The organism is Streptomyces sp. NPDC026394 (assembly GCF_055567735.1).
Window position 1 is genome coordinate 47750 of record NZ_JBVHPX010000011.1, and the last position, 15797, is coordinate 63546.

The window sequence follows — 15797 nt, forward strand, 5'->3', positions numbered from 1 at the left end:
TCACCCCGTCAGGCTCTCCGATGGTATCCGGCGAGGGGCAAAGGTCTCACATCCGGTTGACGGCAGTCCCACCAGGTGGACGGAGGCGCCTCACCGCGGACGGGAAAACAGCAGGTCGGGCGAGCTTTCGGCGCTGCGAGGCAAGGATCTCGCGACCTTGATCCAGATGCCGTGCCGGGCTTCCCGTACCGCGTCCGGAGGCGGTACGGAAACGGAGGGGAACCCTCCTGCCCACCCCGCCCCGGCCCCCGGGCGGCCCCGGTCCGTCAGGGAGTCAGCCCCTCCCCCACCGGAAGATTCCGTACGACTGTGAAGACGAGGAGCAGCCCGGCCAGCGCCCACCAGTGCGCCGCTCCGGGCCGTGGGCCCGCCGTCGGGAGCCCGCGTGCCGCCCGTACGGTCCAGGCCGCCCAGAAGAGCACGAAAGCCGCGTAACCGGCGACTGCCAGCACGTTGGCGCCGGCGGCCGTGGCGAAGTCGCCGTGCGCGACGGCGTGCGCGCTGCGCAGTCCGCCGCAGGCCGGGCAAAAGATGCCGGTGAGGGCGAGGAGGGGGCAGGCCGGGTAATGACCGGGCTCGTTGGGGTCGACGAGCCCCACGAAGGCGAAGGAGGCGACGACGGCCGCCATGGCGCCGAGCGGCGCAGCCAGCCGCCGGACGGGGCCACGCCGCCCGTGCGGGCGGGCGGAGCCCTGGCGGGCGGCTTCCAGGTGCGCAGGCCCCGGACGGCCGGGCCAAGACACGGAGCCCGGCCCGCCGGCCGGTGCCACGGGTTCACTCACGTGGCGATTGTGCGGCCGTACCGGCGGGGACGCAGCGCGGCGGCCGCCGTACGGGCGACCGTCCAGACCGTCCCGACCGCCCCGACGCCGCCGGACAGGCGAACGGCGCGGTCCCGGGCCGCCGCACGGGTGGCGCCACCGGGGCACCTCTCCGTACGGGCCACGAGGCCGCGCCGTCGCAGGATCCGCTGTCGCCGGGCCAGGCCCGGCGGGGACTCAGCCCTCCTGGGGCCGGACCCTGGCCTGACCGTGGGCGGTCGAGCCCTTCTTGCCGCCCTGGCCCATCCCGGCCAGGCGCATCACACCGCCCACGACGGCACCGAGGCCGATCAGGACCATGCCCGCCCAGAAGCCGGGCACGTTCGCCAGCACGATGAAGGCGCCGGCGACGCAGAAGCCGATGAACGAGATGATGACGCCGGTCCAGGCGGCGGGAGTGTGTCCGTGGCCACTGCTCGACATGAGTGCTCCTCGTAGCTTTTTCGCGCCTGAGTCGGGGCGCGGTGATCCCTCGCGGTCCATTGTCCCCGATGGCCGGGGTGCGGCCACTACCGGGTCGGGTCCTCGCCCCGGTCCAGGGACTTCCACATCTCTTCCGGGCGGTCCGGGTCGGCGGCGGCGGAGCGGCGCGGGCCGCGGGGAGCCGCGCCGGCGCGCTCGTAGCGCGCGGACATCGCGGGCCAGTGGCGCCCGTACAGCAGCGCCAGCACCCCCGCGACCAGCAGCAGGAGGCCGCCGGCGACCGCCACCCAGGGCCAGAAGGTGTGCGAGACGTCCTGCACGCCGGCGTCGGACAGTCCGGTCGCGGTGGCCGCCTTCTCGCGGAGCGCGGCGGTGTCGGAGATACCGAGGTACGCGCCGACGACGGTGCCCAGGCCGCTGAGGGCGAGCAGCACGGCGACCGCCGTCCGGCCCGCGCCGCGGACGGCGAAGAGGGCGACCAGGGCGGCGAGCCCGACGATGGCGAGCGCCCCGGGCACGCCCGTGACGTCCTGCCCCGACGCGGTCTGCGGCAGTTGTCCCTGGGCGACGACGGCGGTGGCCTTCGCCCAGGTGCGGCCGGAGGCCAGCAGCACGACGGCGGCGCCGGCCGCGCCGGCGATCAGCGCGAGGGCCAGGCTCCTGCCGCTGCGTGCGGGCTTGGGCGGCGAGGACGACAAGGACGACGAGGACACTGTCGCGCCGGTACGGGAAGGGTCTACGGCAGTCACACCCACCACTGTACGGAGGCGGCGCGCCCGCTTCCTCCGCGCGGTCCCCCCACCCCGTGCGGGCCCTGCTCAGGCACCGGTCCGAAGACCCCTGCCCATGACCCCGCTCAGGCCCCCAGTCCGTTGGCCGTGTGCACGGCCCGCAGCACGGCGGCCGCCTTGTTGCGGCACTCCGTGTCCTCCGCCACCGGGTCGGAGTCCGCGACGACGCCCGCGCCGGCCTGGACGTACGCGGTGCCGTCCCGCAGCAGCGCGGTACGGATCGCGATGGCGGTGTCGGAGTCGCCGGCGAAGTCCAGGTAGCCGACGCAGCCGCCGTACAGGCCGCGCCGGGTCGGCTCCAGCTCCTCGATGATCTGCATCGCGCGCGGCTTGGGGGCGCCGGAGAGGGTGCCCGCGGGGAAGCAGGCGGTGAGCACGTCGAAGGCGGTACGGCCGGGCGCCAGCCGCCCGGTCACGGTGGAGACGATGTGCATGACATGGCTGTAGCGCTCGACGGACATGAAGTCGACGACCTCGACGCTGCCGGGCTCGCAGACCCGGCCCAGGTCGTTGCGGCCGAGGTCGACGAGCATCAGGTGCTCGGCGCGTTCCTTGGGGTCGGCCATCAGCTCGTCGGCGAGGGCCTGGTCCTCGGGGACGGTCGCGCCGCGCGGCCGGGTGCCCGCGATGGGGTGCAGCGTGGCCTGCCCGTTCTCGACCTTGACCAGCGCCTCGGGGCTGGAGCCGACGATGTCGATGCCGTCCTCGAAGCGGAGCAGGTACATGTACGGGCTGGGGTTGGTGGCCCGCAGCACCCGGTAGACGTCCAACGCGGAGGCGGTGCAGGCGGTTTCGAAGCGCTGCGAGGGCACGACCTGGAAGGCGTCGCCCGCGCGGATGCGCTCCTTCACGTTCTCGACCGCCTCCTGGTAGGCGGGGCCGCCCCACTGCGCGGTGTACGGGGGCAGTTCGGAGGGCGGCAGGGCCGCGGCGCTCGCGGGGGCCGGGCGGGCCAGGTCGTAGGCCATCGCGTCCAGCCGGGCCACGGCGTCCGCGTACGCCTCGTCCACGCCGGTGTCCAGGTCGTTGTGGTTGATGGCGTTGGCGATCAGCAGGACCGTGCCGTTCCAGTGGTCCAGTACGGCCAGGTCGGAGGTGAGCAGCATGGTCAGCTCGGGCAGGCCGAGGTCGTCCGCGGTGCTGTCGCCGATCTTCTCCAGCCGGCGCACGATGTCGTAGCCGAGGTAGCCGACCATGCCGCCGGTGAAGGGCGGCAGGCCCTGGCCCTCGATCAGGTCGCGCGGGGTGTGCAGCGCCTCGACGGTGGTGCGGAGCGCGGCGAGCGGGTCGCCGCCGGCGGGCATGCCGACCGGCGGGGTGCCCAGCCAGTGGGCCTGCCCGTCGCGCACGGTCAGGGTGGCGGCGCTGCGGACGCCGATGAAGGAATACCGGGACCAGGTGCGGCCGTTCTCGGCCGATTCGAGCAGGAAGGTGCCCGGACGTTCGGCGGCCAGTTTGCGGTAGAGGCCCACCGGGGTGTCGCCGTCGGCGAGCAGGCGCCGGGTGACGGGGATGACCCGCCGGTCCTTGGCGAGCGTACGGAAGTTCTCCAGGTCTGGCGTGGCGGTGCCGGTGGTTCCCGAGGTCATGGCGCGGAGCCTACTGCCCTTCGGTGAGCACATCCTCATCGAAGCAGGTACGGGCTCCGGTGTGACAGGCCGCGCCGACCTGGTCGACCTTGACCAAGACCGTGTCCGCGTCGCAGTCCAGGGCGACGGACTTCACGTGCTGGACGTGGCCGGAAGTGTCGCCCTTGACCCAGTATTCCTGGCGGCTGCGGCTCCAGTACGTGCAGCGGCCGGTGGTGAGGGTGCGGTGCAGCGCCTCGTCGTCCATCCAGCCGAGCATCAGCACCTCGCCGGTGTCGTACTGCTGGGCGATGGCGGGGACCAGACCGTCGGCGTCGCGCTTGAGGCGGGCGGCGACGGCCGGGTCGAGCTGGGAGTTCAGGACGCGGCTGCTCATACGTCCATTGTGCCGTGCGCCGGCGGCGCGCGGTGCGGGTGGCGTACGGCATCCTGCCTCCATGACCCGCCAACCGCCGCCTCCGGACGCCGACCGCACGGCGAAGGTCGCGTCGGCGGTGCTGTTCGCGATCTTCGCCGCCGGGCTGCTGGTCACGGTCGTCCTGCTGCTGCGGGGCTGACGCCGTACGGCCGGGACGCGGGGCCGGCACCGTACGGTGGGCCGGTGTCCGGCCGCGCATCCGGACAAACCCGGCGCCGTGTCCGGAGCGCGGCGCCGTGGCACCCGCCGCGCCCCGGTCGTAGGGTGGGCGTATGTCGACCCATGCGAAGCGCGAACGGCTGCTGCTTGCCGACCTGTTGGAGAGCGCCGGGCCCGAGGCGCCGACGCTGTGCGAGGGCTGGACCGCACGGGACCTCGCCGCACACGTCGTGGTGCGCGAGCGGCGTGCGGACGCCGCCGGCGGCCTGGTCCTCAAACCGCTGGCGAGCCGCCTGGAGCGGGTGCAGCGGGAGTTCGCCGCCAAGCCGTTCGAGGAGTTGCTGCAACTGATCAGGACCGGTCCGCCCAAGCTGTCGCCGTTCTCGCTCAAGCAGCTCGACGAGGCGTCCAACACGGTCGAGTTCTTCATCCACTCCGAGGACGTACGGCGGGCGCGGCCCGACTGGACGCCGCGTGAGCTGGACCCGGTCTTCTCGGACGCCCTGTGGTCCCGCCTGGAGAAGATGGCGCGGCTGCTGGGGCGCAAGTCGCCGGTGGGGCTGGTGCTGCGGCGGCCGGACGGCCGGACCGCGGTGGCCCACCGGGGCACGCCGGTCGTCACGGCCACCGGTGAGCCGGGCGAGCTGCTGCTGTTCACGTTCGGACGGCAGACGGTGGCCGATGTGCAGTTGGACGGGGACAAGGACGCGGTGGCCAAGGTTCTGGAGGCCGGGCTCGGCCTGTAGGCAGGCGGGCCCGGGGGCCGCTCCGACGGCCCCCGGGCACCGCGTTCACCGTTCCCTGTCGACCTCGTAGAGCCCGCCCGTCTCCTGGAGTTCCAGCGCGCGCAGCCGCCGGTAGTCGGTCTCTATCTGCCGCTCGTCCTCGTGCAGGAGGTAGCAGACGCCGGGTGACGTCGCCGAGTCCACCGTGGGGCTGAGGAAGTCGCCGGCCCGGACGCCGAGGTGGTGGTCGGCGTACGACGGCAGCTCGCGCAGCCGCTCGAAGCCGTCCAGGGACGTCAGCCGCCCCGCGAACGGGGAGATCAGCGAGACGTAGCGCAGTCCGGTGCGCGGCTCGGCCGGGACGGCGGTGCGGGCGGCGAAGGCCGCCGGGTCGCTGCCGGCCAGGGCGGTCAGTTCCACGTGGTTGGTGCCGAAGCAGCGGCTGACCACGTGCGGCAGGATGCTGCCGGCCAGCCGGGCGCCGGTCTCGATCAGGACGGGCCCCTCGTCGGTCAGCATGACCTCCGAGTGTGCGGGCCCCCACCGCACGCCGAGCGCGTCCAGGACGCCCAGCAGGTACGGGGCGAGGGCGGCGGCAGCGGGGTCGTGCGCGGTCAGCGGCTCCTCGTAGTCGTAGATCGCCGCCCCGCTGCGGCCGCGCCGCTTGTGGTAGCGCCAGATCTCGGCGATGTGGTGGCGGCCGTCGGCACTGACGGTGTTGGCGAAGTACTCGGTGCCCGTCAGGTGTTCCTGGAGGACGACGGTCCTGTTGCGGTTGCCCTGGATGTTGGACGAGCTGAGGATGTGGCCGAAGGAGGTGCACAGTTCGACCGGGTCGGCGCAGAAGAAGACGTTGTCGGTGCCCGCGCTGTCGGCGGGCTTGACGACCAGCGGCCAGCGGCCGTGGGCCCGTGCCCAGCCGAGGGCGGTGTCGAAGCGGGAGGTGCGCAGGGTGTCGGGGGCGCGCAGCCCGTGGGCCCGGACGGCCATCGCCATGTCGTACTTGTCACGCCGTACCCGCCGCTCGTCCGGGGCGTTGCCGGGCAGGCCGAGGCGGCGGGCGAGGGTGTCGGCGAGGTCGACGCCGCTCTCGTTGCCGGGCAGGACGAAGGCGGGGGCGGCCGGGCGCACCGCGTCCAGCAGCGCCTCCAGGTCGCCGTCGTGCACCAGGCATTCGGTGAAGGCGCCCTGCGGGAAGGTCCGCAGGAGGTGGGCGGGAAGGGCCGGGGTGCTCTGCACGTGGACGCACTTGACGCCGTGTCCGGCGAGGGCGGCGGGCAGGAAGCGGCCGGTGGAGTAGGCGTCAACGATCAGACACTGCATGGGTCCTGCTTTCCTGCGCCACCGCGGCCGGGGGCGCGCCCCGGCGGGCCAGCAGCCCGATCGCGATGAAGACGGTGATCACGGCGATGCCGAGGGTCGACGGCACCGAGAACGTCAGCCGGGAGTCGGCCAGCTGGACGAGGAGGGTCATGGCGGGGGCGAGCGCGCAGATCATGGAGGCGGTCATCGGCGTCACCTTCCGCACCCCGATCTGCACCAGATAGGCGGGGATCGAGACGCCGATGACGGCCACCACCGCGCCGGGCACCAGCGCCCGGCCCAGTTGCTCGGCCCCGGAGAAGGACGCCAGCGTCCAGCCGACCGCCGCCACCAGGCCGAACCGCAGCCCCATGACGGTCGGTACGTCCACCCCGGCCGCGCCCAGGCGGGCGGAGAAGACGACGTTGGCGGCCCCGCCGGCGCCGGAGGCGACCGCGGCGCACAGGCCCAGCGTCATGGCCAGGGCGGCCCGGTCGCCGACGCCGCTGCGGCCGTCCAGCGACGCCCAGACCAGCCCGGCCAGGGTGAGCAGGATGCCGATCGCGGACAGCAGCTCGCCGGGCAGGACGCGGTCCCGCTTCCACCACAGGGCCTGGAGGAGGACGGTGAAGGCGGGGCCGATGGCGATGGACACGACGTTGGTGACGGCCGGCTCCATGAGCTTGAGGGCGTACAGGAGCGTCAGCCAGGTCACGGCGGTGGTGATGTTGAGGACGAGGAGGTCGACGGCGTGCGCCCGGACGACGGCCAGCAGCCGGGCCGGGCGCAGCCGGACGGCGGTGAGCAGGCAGAAGAACGCCCCGGTCAGGGTGAAGGCGACCGCGGCCACGCTCCCCGGGTCCACGTGCTGCAGGCGTTCGGAGGCGAAGACGTCCACCAGGGCGGAGAACAGGCTGAAGACGAACAGCGCGGTCACGGCACCTCCTCAGTACCGCGGGCGCGGCCCGAAGACCGCCTCGCCGACCCGCACCGTGGTCGCGCCCTCGGCCACCGCGGTCTCGAAGTCGGCGCTCATCCCCATGCTGAGCTGCCGCAGGCCCGACGCGGCCGCCAGCGCGCGCAGCGTCCTGAAGTGCGGGCGGGGGTCGCTCCCGTAGGGCGGGATGCACATCAGGCCGACGACGGGCAGGCCGTAGGTGTCCACGCACTCCGTGACGAACGCGTCCGCCTCGGCTACGGGCACGCCGCTCTTGTGCGGTTCACCGCCGGTGTTGACCTGGACGAAGCAGTCCGGGCGGCGCCCGGTGCGGTCCATGGCGGCGGCCAGGGCCGCGGCCAGGCGCGGCCGGTCCACACTGTGCAGCACGTCGAACGCGCGGACGGCCGCCGCGGCCTTGTTGGTCTGCAACGGGCCGATGAGGTGGAGCAGGGTGCCGGGGTGGCGCTCGCGCAGCGGCGGCCACTTGCCCTGCGCCTCCTGCACCCGGCTCTCGCCGAAGTGCCGGTGCCCGGCCTCCAGAGCAGCGGCGATCGCGGGCGCGCCGTGGAACTTGCTGACGGCGACGAACCGTACGTCCCGGGGCGGCACCCCGGCCCGCGTACAGGCCAGGTCCAGCCGGGCGGTGACGGCGGCCAGGCGCGCCGCGAGGTCCGGTTCCGCCGTGGAGAGCTGCTCGGCGCTCATGAGTCCGTCCCCGCCCCGTACTGCTCGTAGCGGCCGTCCCAGATGCTGAGGTACTTCCAGGCGGAGTCGAACAGCACGGTGAGCACGATCTCTTCGGGCGGCAGGGTCCTGGCCAGCCGCTGGGCGGCGAAGATGTTGCCGCCCGCGGTGGGCCCGACGGGCAGCCCTTCCTCGGAGATGAGGCGTTTCATGGTGTTCCAGCCGTCGTCGCCGGTGATCAGTTCGACCTCGTCGACGAGTTCCTCGCGCAGGTTGGCCGGTACCTTGCCCGGTCCCAGGCCCATCAGGTTGTGGCTGTGGTGCTCGAAGGGCAGGCCGTGGCGCTTGGCGTACAGGGCGGCCGAGCGGTCCACCTCGACGGCCCGGGTCCGCAGGGCGGGGTACGTGCTCTTGAGGACGTCGGCGATGCCGGTGAAGGTGCCGCCGGTGCCGACGGAGCAGACGAAGTGGCCGGGAGTCCCGCCCGCCGCGCGCAGGTCGGCGACGAGTTCGCGGCCGCAGGAGCGCCAGGCGCGCCAGTTGAGCTGGTTGGTGGACTGGTCGAGGAAGTGGCTGCCGAGATGTTCGGCCACGTACCGCCGGGCGGTCTCCTCGCCCTCCAGCAGGAAGCCGTCGGCGGAGGTCTCCACGACCGTCCCGCCCCAGGACGCGATCTGTTTCCTGCGTTCTTCGGTCATGCCTTCCGGCATGATGATGACAATGCGGTATCCGCGTTGGGCGCCGACCCGGGAGAGGGCGGCGCCGCCATTTCCGGTCGAACATTCGACCAAGGTCATTCCGGGGCTGATCGTCCCGGCCCGCTCCAGTTCATCGATCATGTAGGAGAAGACCCGGTCCTTGTGACTTCCGGTGGGATTACGGAATTCACATTTGGCGAATATGCGGGCGGCTCCGGGCTCGGCGATGTGGCGTAGTTCGTACAGCGGCGTGCGGCCGGTCTCGGCGCCGGGGCTGGTCGTGCTCACACGAAACTCCTCGGGCGGGTGTGAACGGTGGTGTTCCGGCATACGTGCGGAAAGCGGGGACGCGCGGCGCACGGGCGTACGGCGGCTGCCCCGCGCGGCGTCCTCCGTGCGGCGTCCTCCGTGCGGTGTTCAGCCCAGGACGGCCACGCGTCCGGACTCCGGGTCGACCGCGATGCGGATGACCGAGCGGACCTCGACGCCGAAGCGCTCGGCGACCCGCTGCCGGCCGCCGTTCTCCGGTTTCTCCACCGCCACCAGAACTTCCTCCACCCGGGCACCGGCCGCCCGGACGGCCTCGATCAGGGCGATCAGGGTGCCGCCGGTGCTGATGGTGTCGTCGACGATCGTCACCCGGTCGCCCGGCTCGACACCGTTGACGTAGAGCGTGCCCGCGAAGTACTCGCTGTCCAGGGGCACCGAGATGCCGTGCCCGCTCAGGTCGTAGGTGTACCAGCGGGCGACGGCGAGCGGCAGTCCGACGGCCAGCGACACCGCGCTGCCGAGAATCGCGCCCTTGTCCTCCTCGACCAGGATCTTCCCGGTCTCGAAACTGCCCAGTTCGATCAGTCGGCTGGTCGCCTCCGCGAGTACTTCCGGGCGGAGTGCGGGTGACTGGTCGGTGAATTCGTTGACCGTGGTGAGATGCCGCCCCGATTTGACGGTCGGCGCGCCCGCGTAAACCTCTTCCAGCAACATCGGCTGTCCTGTGCCTTTCCCCCGTGGCGCCCATTGCTGTGCCGTTGTTCGGCAAGTGCAGCTTTTTTACCGCCGCAAACGTAGAAAGGGCAATGGTCGCCCTGGATTGTGCCCGGAAACAGCCTGTTCTCGCTGGGACCACTGTGCCGCGCGCCGGTTCGCGCCCCCTGCCACCTGGGCAGCACCCCGGGTGGGGGCGCGTATTTTCTCGGCCGCATGGCTGAAAAGCGCTCTGCGCCCGGGCCCCGGCGGGGCCGGCGGCGCGCCATGACACGTCGTGGCACGTCAGCCGCCCGGCCGCGCCAGCCCCAACTGCGTCAGCAGGATGCGCCGCAGTTCCCGGGCGGCCCGCGGCGGTGAGACGTCCCCCCGGTGTGCCACCGAGATCACCCGGTGCATGCCCGGCGTCGCGAAGCGGGTGACGTGCAGCCCCGAGCGTTCGGCGACCATGCTGGGCACGACCGCGACGCCCAGCCCGGCCCGTACGAAGCCCAGTACCGCGTCCATCTCGCCGCCCTCCACGGTGAAGACCGGCTCGAAGCCGGCCGCCCGGCACGCTGCCGTGGTGAATTCCCGCAGGTCGTAGCCGCGCCGGAACATCGCCAGCGGCCGGTCCCGCAGATCCTCGACGCGCATCCGGCGGCGGCCGCCCACCGGGGCCGGGCGGTCCGGCGCGGAGACCACGACCAGTTCCTCGCGCAGCAGTTCGGCGGTGGCCAGCGCCGGGGCCTGTTCCGGCAGGGGCGTGATGATGAGGGCGAGGTCCAGCTCGCCGGCCGCCAGGACCCGGACGAGATCCTGCGAACCGTCCTCGTGGACGACCAGTTCCACGCCCGGATAGGCGGTGTGGAAGACGCTCAGCACGTCCGGGACCAGGCTCGCGCACAGGCTGGGCGGCGCGCCGAGCCGCAGCCGGCCGCGCCTGAGCTGCGCGACCTCCTGCACCTCGCGCCGGGCGGTCTCGGTGTCGGCGAGGATGCGCCGGGCCAGCGGCAGCAGGGTGCGGCCCGCGTCGGTGAGGGTGATGTGGCCGCGCGCCCGGTGGAACAGATCGGCGCCCAGTTCCCGCTCCAGGGCCTTGATCTGCTGCGAGAGAGAGGGCTGAGCGACGTGCTCGCGCTCGGCGGCGCGGGTGAAGTGGCGGGTGTCGGCGACCGCCACGAAGTAGCGGAGCTGCTGCGGCTGCATACGGCCGATGATAGGCGGCGATAGAGAGAGCCTATGGAGATGAGCCGGACCATGTCTTGGACTGATGGGCCGACCGGTCCTTACCGTCGGGACTCATGGCACTGGACACCCGGACGGAACGACGGCCGTCCTTCGCGGGCCTACTGTGGCGCTCGACCGTCGGCAAGAAGACCGCGATGGCGGTCAGCGGCATGGTGATGCTGCTGTACCTTGTCGCGCACATGCTGAGCAACCTCAAGATTTTCTTCGGGCCCGACGAGCTCAACGGCTACGCGCACTGGCTGCGGACCGTCGGCGAACCCTTCCTGCACCACGAGTGGTTCCTGTGGATCGCCCGGGTGGTGCTGCTGGCCGCCGTCGTGACGCACGGCGTGGCCGCCTTCCAGCTCAGCCGCCGCGACATCAGGGCGCGACCGAGCACGTACGTGCACAAGAAGCCGCGGCAGAGCTACGCCACCCGCACCATGCGCTGGGGCGGCGTCATCCTCGCCCTGTTCATCGTCTGGCACATCCTGGACCTGACGACGCTGACGGTGAACCCGCGGGCCGAGGCCGGACACCCGTACCAGAACCTGATCGCCTCCTTCGACCGCTGGCCCGTCACCACGCTCTACATCGTGGCGATGCTCGCCCTCGGCCTGCACGTACGGCACGGGTTCTGGAGCGCCGCGCAGACGCTGGGCGTCGGCAGCGCCGCCCGCGACCGGGTGCTCAAGACCGTCGCCAACCTCCTCGCCCTGGTGCTGACGGCGGGTTTCGTCGCCGTACCGGTGGCCGTCGTGACCGGAGCAGTGAGCTGACCATGACCACGTACACCGATTACCGGACCGGGGAGCCGGTCGCCGACACCAAGGCGCCCGAGGGCCCGGTCGCCGACCGCTGGGACACCCGCCGCTTCCAGGCCAAGCTGGTCAACCCGGCCAACCGCCGCAAGCACACCGTCATCGTCGTCGGCACCGGCCTCGCGGGCGGCTCGGCAGGCGCCACCCTCGCCGAACAGGGCTACCACGTGGTCCAGTTCTGCTACCAGGACTCGCCGCGCCGCGCCCACTCGATCGCCGCGCAGGGCGGCATCAACGCCGCGAAGAACTACCGCAACGACGGCGACTCCGTGCACCGCCTGTTCTACGACACCGTCAAGGGCGGCGACTTCCGGGCCCGCGAGTCCAATGTGCACCGCCTGGCGCAGATCTCCGTGGAGATCATCGACCAGTGCGTGGCCCAGGGCGTGCCCTTCGCGCGGGAGTACGGCGGCCTGCTCGACACCCGCTCCTTCGGCGGTGTCCAGGTCTCCCGTACGTTCTACGCCCGCGGCCAGACCGGCCAGCAGCTCCTGCTCGGCGCCTACCAGGCGCTCTCCCGGCAGATCGCCGCCGGAAACGTCGAGATGCACCCGCGTACGGAGATGCTGGACCTGATCGTCGTCGACGGCCGGGCCCGCGGCATCGTGGCCCGCGACCTGATCACCGGCCGGATCGACACGTACTTCGCGGACGCCGTGGTCCTCGCCACCGGCGGCTACGGCAACGTCTTCTACCTGTCGACCAACGCCATGAACTCCAACGCCACCGCGATCTGGCGCGCCCACCGGCGCGGCGCGTACTTCGCCAACCCCTGCTTCACCCAGATCCACCCCACCTGCATCCCGCGCACCGGCGACCACCAGTCCAAGCTGACGCTGATGAGCGAGTCGCTGCGCAACGACGGCCGCATCTGGGTGCCGAAGACCAAGGGGGACGACCGCCCGCCCCACAAGATCCCCGAGGCGGAACGCGACTACTACCTGGAGCGGATCTACCCCTCCTTCGGCAACCTCGTCCCCCGCGACATCGCCTCCCGCGCCGCCAAGAACGTGTGCGACGAGGGACGCGGCGTCGGCCCCGGCGGCCAGGGCGTCTACCTGGACTTCGCCGACGCCATCGCCCGGATGGGCCGCAAGGCCGTCGAGGACAGGTACGGCAACCTCTTCGACATGTACGAGCGGATCACCGCGGAGAACCCGTACGAGGTCCCGATGCGGATCTACCCCGCCGTGCACTACACGATGGGCGGCCTGTGGGTCGACTACGACCTCCAGACCACCGTGCCCGGCCTGTTCGCCGTCGGGGAGGCCAACTTCTCCGACCACGGCGCCAACCGGCTCGGCGCGTCCGCCCTCATGCAGGGCCTCGCCGACGGCTACTTCGTGCTGCCGTCCACGATCAACGACTACCTGGCCCGCAACCCGCACCACGACGAGGTCACCGCCGGCCACCCCGCCGTCCAGGAAGCCCTCGCCGAGACGGAGGACCAGCTCAACCTCCTCCTGGCCGTCGACGGCGACCGCACCCCCGACTCCTTCCACCGCGAACTGGGCGAACTGATGTGGGAACTGTGCGGCATGGCCCGTACGGAGACCGGCCTGCGCAAGGCGCTCGACCGCATCCCGCAGATCCGCGAGGAGTTCTGGCGCCGGATCAAGGTGCCCGGAACCGGCGAAGAGCTCAACCAGTCCCTGGAGAAGGCCAACCGCATCGTCGACTACCTGGAACTGGCCGAGCTGATGTGCCTCGACGCGCTGCACCGCGCCGAGTCCTGCGGCGGCCACTTCCGCGAGGAGTCGCAGACCCCCGACGGCGAGGCCGAGCGCCGCGACGAGGCGTTCTCCTACGCGGCCGCCTGGGAGTTCACCGGCACCGGTGCCGCACCCGTCCTGCACAAGGAAGACCTGGTCTTCGAGTACGTCCACCCCACCCAGCGGAGCTACGCATGAAGCTCACCCTGCGCGTCTGGCGGCAGCGCGACGCCGACGCCGACGGCGGCATGTCCACCTACGACGTGGACGGCATCTCCCCCGACATGTCCTTCCTGGAGATGCTCGACACCCTCAACGAGGAACTCATCCTCAAGGGCGACGATCCCGTCGCCTTCGACCACGACTGCCGCGAGGGCATCTGCGGCGCGTGCAGCCTGGTCATCAACGGCGAGGCGCACGGCCCGGAGCGCACCACCAGTTGCCAGCTCCACATGCGGTCCTTCCGGGACGGCGACACGATCGACGTCGAGCCGTGGCGCGCGGCCGCCTTCCCCGTCGTACGGGACCTGGTCGTCGACCGGTCCGCGTTCGACCGGATCATCCAGTCCGGCGGCTACATCACCGCGCCGACGGGCGCAGCGCCCGAGGCGCACGCCACGCCCGTACCGAAGCCGGACGCCGACTTCGCCTTCGAGCACGCCGAGTGCATCGGCTGCGGCGCGTGCGTGGCGGCCTGCCCGAACGGCTCGGCGATGCTGTTCACCTCGGCGAAGGTCAACCACCTCAACGTCCTCCCGCAGGGCACGCCCGAACGCGAGTCCCGGGTGCTGGACATGGTCACCACCATGGACGACGAGGGCTTCGGCGGCTGCACCCTCGCCGGGGAGTGCGCCACCGCCTGTCCGAAGGGCATCCCGCTGTTCAGCATCACCAAGATGAACCGCGAGTACGTACGGGCGGCCCGCAAGGGCAGGCGGTGAAGCGCAAGCCTTCACCTCAGTCGAACGCCCCGTGCCGGCGCAGCCAGGCCATCGGGTCCACCGCCGACCCGTAGGCGGGCGTCGACCGTACCTCGAAGTGCAGATGCGGTCCGGTGACGTTGCCGGTGGCGCCGGACCGCCCGATGCGCTCACCGGCGCCGACGGTGGCGCCCACCGGCACCCGGATCTGCGACAGATGCGCGTACTGCGTGTACGACCCGCTGTGGTGCCGGATGACGACCTCGTACCCGAACGCGCCGCCCCAGCCCGCCTTCACGACGGTCCCGCCGCGGGCGGCGCGGACGGCGGTGCCGACGGGCACGGCGAAGTCCTGCCCGGTGTGCCCGTTGGCCCAGTGGCCGCCACCGGCCCCGAACCCGGCGGTGAGCGTGCCCGCTCTGACGGGCCGTACGGCGTCCCCGCCCGCGGCACGCGCGGCGGGCCGCTCGGCGGCGCGGGAGGCGCGCCGTTGCGGGGCCGCGGCCGTACCGCTCAGCTTCAGTTTCGTACCGACCTTGATCAGGTCCGGATCACCGCCGACCGCCGAGCGGTTGCTCGCGTACAACTTCGTCCAGCCCCCCTTGACCCCCTGCTTCGCGGCGATCTCGGAGAGGCTGTCACCGGGGGCGACGGTGTACGTCCCGCCGTCCGCGGCGGAGGCGACGGACGCGCCGACGACCGGCAGCGCGAGGGTGGCGGCCGCGGTCGAGGCGCGGGTGAGTAATCGGCCCGCACCGCTGCGGCGACGGGGTGCTCGGTGACGGCCGGTCGGGGAGAACATCATGGCGGGGCGTCCTTCCGGTGGGCATCCGGGATCCGAACGCGAGAACGGTAGGGAGCCCCCGTCCATGAACACAAGCACCACGGGAGAATCGGTCAGCGGCTGTCCCGATGGGCCCGTTACGCGCCGGGGTCCGCGCGGTCACTCACCGCGCGAGCCGCACCTGGTTACGTCCTACTTCACTTTCCAGTCACGCAGGCGCAGTGCCGTTTCCAGCAAACCGGCTTCACCGCTGCGCAACTCGCGCACCAGATGCGCCATCGCACCCAGCGGCGGAGCAACCGGTTCACCGGACTCCGCCATGTATGTTTCGGCACAGGCCGCCCCGATCGCGGCGTTGTAGTCCGAGAACGGCTGCAGGAGCAGCGCCGTGTGCAGGAAGCTGGCGGCCCGGGTGGCCGTTTCCTCGTAGTACGCCTCTCCCGCGAAGCGTTCGTACTGATGACGCTGGGCCATGCAGTACAGAGCACCCCAGTCCCGTACGGGGGTGTTCTCGGGCGAGACCTCGATCTGTACGTTGAGGATCCACCCGGCGTCGGCGTGGAGGATCACCGCAGGCCTTCCGGGAAGACCTGTTCGAATTCGGCCTTGTACTCCAGCGCCTTCTTCGTGGCTCCCTCGACGAACCGCTGCTTCTGCCGCCGCCGCACCACGCTCTCGGTCAGTATTCCGTGCGCCAGCCGCTTGATCGCGACGCCCTGCTCCTTGGCCTCGGCGCGCAGCTCGGCCAGCTCTTCCTCGGTGAACTCAATCGTGATTCCAGGCATGTGCGCAGGCTAGACCCGGCGCCACCTTGATC

Annotated in this window: 18 protein-coding genes; 4 read left to right on the forward strand and 14 right to left on the reverse strand. The window is 72.0% G+C overall.

What is annotated here, in order from left to right; all coding sequences use genetic code 11:
* Positions 1–266: 266 nt before the first annotated feature.
* From ACZ4QV_RS24350 to hisI, 5 genes are all read right to left on the reverse strand, one after another.
* Positions 267–782 (reverse strand): DUF2752 domain-containing protein, encoded by a 516-nt coding sequence (locus ACZ4QV_RS24350; protein WP_467763405.1) that lies wholly within the window; start codon positions 780–782, stop codon positions 267–269.
* Positions 783–998: 216 nt separating this feature from the next.
* A complete protein-coding gene (locus ACZ4QV_RS24355; protein ID WP_361142790.1) occupies positions 999–1244 on the reverse strand; it encodes an HGxxPAAW family protein in 246 nt (81 codons plus the stop codon).
* Between the two features lie 86 nt (positions 1245–1330).
* Complete coding sequence (locus tag ACZ4QV_RS24360) at positions 1331–1993, reverse strand: TIGR02234 family membrane protein (protein ID WP_467763406.1); 663 nt, start codon at positions 1991–1993, stop codon at positions 1331–1333.
* A 107-nt stretch (positions 1994–2100) separates the two neighbouring features.
* Positions 2101–3624: an anthranilate synthase component I gene (locus ACZ4QV_RS24365; RefSeq protein ID WP_361588280.1), complete on the reverse strand. Its 1524-nt coding sequence runs from the start codon at positions 3622–3624 to the stop codon at positions 2101–2103.
* A gap of 10 nt (positions 3625–3634) precedes the next feature.
* A complete protein-coding gene (hisI, locus tag ACZ4QV_RS24370) occupies positions 3635–4000 on the reverse strand; it encodes a phosphoribosyl-AMP cyclohydrolase (protein WP_125056869.1) in 366 nt (121 codons plus the stop codon).
* A 314-nt stretch (positions 4001–4314) separates the two neighbouring features.
* Between hisI and ACZ4QV_RS24375 the strand changes: the two genes are divergently transcribed.
* Complete coding sequence (locus ACZ4QV_RS24375; RefSeq protein ID WP_361142796.1) at positions 4315–4947, forward strand: TIGR03085 family metal-binding protein; 633 nt, start codon at positions 4315–4317, stop codon at positions 4945–4947.
* Between the two features lie 45 nt (positions 4948–4992).
* On the opposite strand, the gene ACZ4QV_RS24380 is transcribed toward ACZ4QV_RS24375, so the two are convergent.
* From ACZ4QV_RS24380 to ACZ4QV_RS24405, 6 genes are all read right to left on the reverse strand, one after another.
* Complete coding sequence (locus ACZ4QV_RS24380) at positions 4993–6249, reverse strand: ATP-grasp domain-containing protein (RefSeq protein WP_361142799.1); 1257 nt, start codon at positions 6247–6249, stop codon at positions 4993–4995.
* Positions 6230–7165: an EamA family transporter gene (locus tag ACZ4QV_RS24385; protein ID WP_361142801.1), complete on the reverse strand. Its 936-nt coding sequence runs from the start codon at positions 7163–7165 to the stop codon at positions 6230–6232. Before ACZ4QV_RS24385 ends, ACZ4QV_RS24380 begins: the two co-directional genes overlap by 20 nt.
* Before the next feature lie 9 nt (positions 7166–7174).
* Positions 7175–7873, reverse strand: coding sequence for a YggS family pyridoxal phosphate-dependent enzyme (locus ACZ4QV_RS24390; RefSeq protein WP_361142803.1), 699 nt, complete (start codon positions 7871–7873; stop codon positions 7175–7177).
* A complete protein-coding gene (locus ACZ4QV_RS24395; protein WP_361142806.1) occupies positions 7870–8838 on the reverse strand; it encodes a PLP-dependent cysteine synthase family protein in 969 nt (322 codons plus the stop codon). The genes ACZ4QV_RS24390 and ACZ4QV_RS24395 overlap by 4 nt, the downstream gene beginning before the upstream one ends.
* Positions 8839–8967: 129 nt before the next feature.
* Positions 8968–9534, reverse strand: a complete 567-nt coding sequence (locus tag ACZ4QV_RS24400) for a phosphoribosyltransferase family protein (protein WP_361142809.1) — start codon at positions 9532–9534, stop codon at positions 8968–8970.
* Between the two features lie 285 nt (positions 9535–9819).
* On the reverse strand, positions 9820–10722 hold the full coding sequence (locus ACZ4QV_RS24405) for a LysR family transcriptional regulator (protein ID WP_361142812.1): 903 nt from the start codon (positions 10720–10722) through the stop codon (positions 9820–9822).
* A gap of 95 nt (positions 10723–10817) precedes the next feature.
* Between ACZ4QV_RS24405 and ACZ4QV_RS24410 the strand changes: the two genes are divergently transcribed.
* The 3 genes from ACZ4QV_RS24410 to ACZ4QV_RS24420 are packed head-to-tail and all read left to right on the forward strand — an operon-like array spanning position 10818 to position 14217.
* Entirely contained in the window at positions 10818–11522 is a 705-nt protein-coding gene (locus ACZ4QV_RS24410; protein WP_361142815.1) for a succinate dehydrogenase cytochrome b subunit, read from the forward strand.
* 2 nt (positions 11523–11524) lie between these two features.
* On the forward strand, positions 11525–13474 hold the full coding sequence (locus tag ACZ4QV_RS24415; protein ID WP_361588284.1) for a fumarate reductase/succinate dehydrogenase flavoprotein subunit: 1950 nt from the start codon (positions 11525–11527) through the stop codon (positions 13472–13474).
* The gene (locus ACZ4QV_RS24420) at positions 13471–14217 is read left to right on the forward strand and encodes a succinate dehydrogenase/fumarate reductase iron-sulfur subunit (RefSeq protein WP_361142821.1); all 747 of its coding nucleotides are present in this window, start codon (positions 13471–13473) and stop codon (positions 14215–14217) included. The genes ACZ4QV_RS24415 and ACZ4QV_RS24420 overlap by 4 nt, the downstream gene beginning before the upstream one ends.
* Before the next feature lie 16 nt (positions 14218–14233).
* Here ACZ4QV_RS24420 and ACZ4QV_RS24425 read toward each other — a convergent pair whose 3' ends face one another.
* The 3 genes from ACZ4QV_RS24425 to ACZ4QV_RS24435 form a co-directional block, all read right to left on the reverse strand.
* Positions 14234–15001 carry a M23 family metallopeptidase gene (locus ACZ4QV_RS24425; protein ID WP_361142824.1) on the reverse strand — a complete coding sequence of 256 codons (768 nt, stop codon included), beginning with the start codon at positions 14999–15001 and terminating at the stop codon, positions 14234–14236.
* A gap of 171 nt (positions 15002–15172) precedes the next feature.
* Positions 15173–15550 (reverse strand): hypothetical protein, encoded by a 378-nt coding sequence (locus tag ACZ4QV_RS24430; protein WP_361142827.1) that lies wholly within the window; start codon positions 15548–15550, stop codon positions 15173–15175.
* The gene (locus ACZ4QV_RS24435; RefSeq protein ID WP_030375788.1) at positions 15547–15765 is read right to left on the reverse strand and encodes a hypothetical protein; all 219 of its coding nucleotides are present in this window, start codon (positions 15763–15765) and stop codon (positions 15547–15549) included. The genes ACZ4QV_RS24430 and ACZ4QV_RS24435 overlap by 4 nt, the downstream gene beginning before the upstream one ends.
* Positions 15766–15797: the final 32 nt, after the last annotated feature.